This is a genomic window from Oleiphilus sp. HI0086, assembly GCF_001635225.1.
Genome location: NZ_LWFZ01000121.1, coordinates 1 through 1040, shown reverse-complemented (window position 1 = coordinate 1040; position 1040 = coordinate 1). Strand labels below are relative to the sequence as shown.

Annotated in this window: 1 protein-coding gene; it reads left to right on the top strand. The window is 47.4% G+C overall.

What is annotated here, in order from left to right; all coding sequences use genetic code 11:
- Window positions 1-117: 117 nt before the first annotated feature.
- Window positions 118-1040: sigma 54-interacting transcriptional regulator (locus tag A3756_RS01680; RefSeq protein ID WP_082865034.1), on the top strand; the 923-nt coding region annotated here is incomplete at its 3' end.

The following is a 1040-nucleotide window of genomic DNA, read 5'->3' as shown; positions in this document are numbered from 1 at the left end:
ATGGCTTGGTCGAGTGCGAAAGCAAACCAGGTAAAACCGACTTCATTATTTATATCCCTATCGATAGCACGCGCTCACCTAAACCAACAAACGTTTCAAGTATCTCGGAGTAACACTATGACAACAAAGCCACTTGTATGGATCATTGATGATGACCGCTCTATACGCTGGGTACTTGAAAAAGCGCTAGCAAAAGAAGACTACGAGCTTCGCTCTTTTGAAAGCGGTGAAGGTGTAGTAGAGCGACTTTCTAGCGAGAGCCCTGATGCGATTATCAGTGATATTCGCATGCCTGGCATTGATGGGCTTGCACTACTTGAAAAGATTCAAGCTAATAACTTGCATCGTGGCGTACCGGCAGTTCCGGTCATTATTATGACCGCTCATTCCGACTTGGACAGCGCTGTTTCCTCCTATCAGAGTGGCGCTTTCGACTACCTACCCAAACCCTTCGATCTAGATGATGCCGTCGCACTAATCAAACGCGCCATTGCTCACTCCCAAGAGCAAAAAGCACAGAATATGCCTGATGCACCGGAGCTCAATGAAGAAAATACTGAAATCATTGGTAAAGCTCCAGCGATGCAGGAAGTGTTTCGCGCTATCGGCCGCTTATCACAGTCAAATATAACGGTTCTGATCAATGGCGAATCAGGAACAGGTAAAGAACTGGTCGCTCGTGCTTTGCATCAGCATAGCCCCCGTGCACAGTTACCATTTATTGCCTTAAACATGGCTGCAATTCCCAACGACCTGATTGAGTCTGAGTTATTTGGTCATGAGAAAGGTGCCTTTACAGGTGCTGGAGGACAGCGCACCGGACGCTTTGAACAGGCTGATGGCGGTACACTTTTCCTCGATGAAATCGGAGATATGCCTGCCGATACGCAAACCCGCCTATTACGTGTACTTGCTGATGGTGAGTTTTATCGAGTCGGTGGCACCACACCCGTTAAGGTTAACGTTAGGATTATCGCTGCAACCCACCAAAACCTTGAAGGTCTGGTTCAAGAAGGTAGCTTCCGGGAAGATTTATTTCA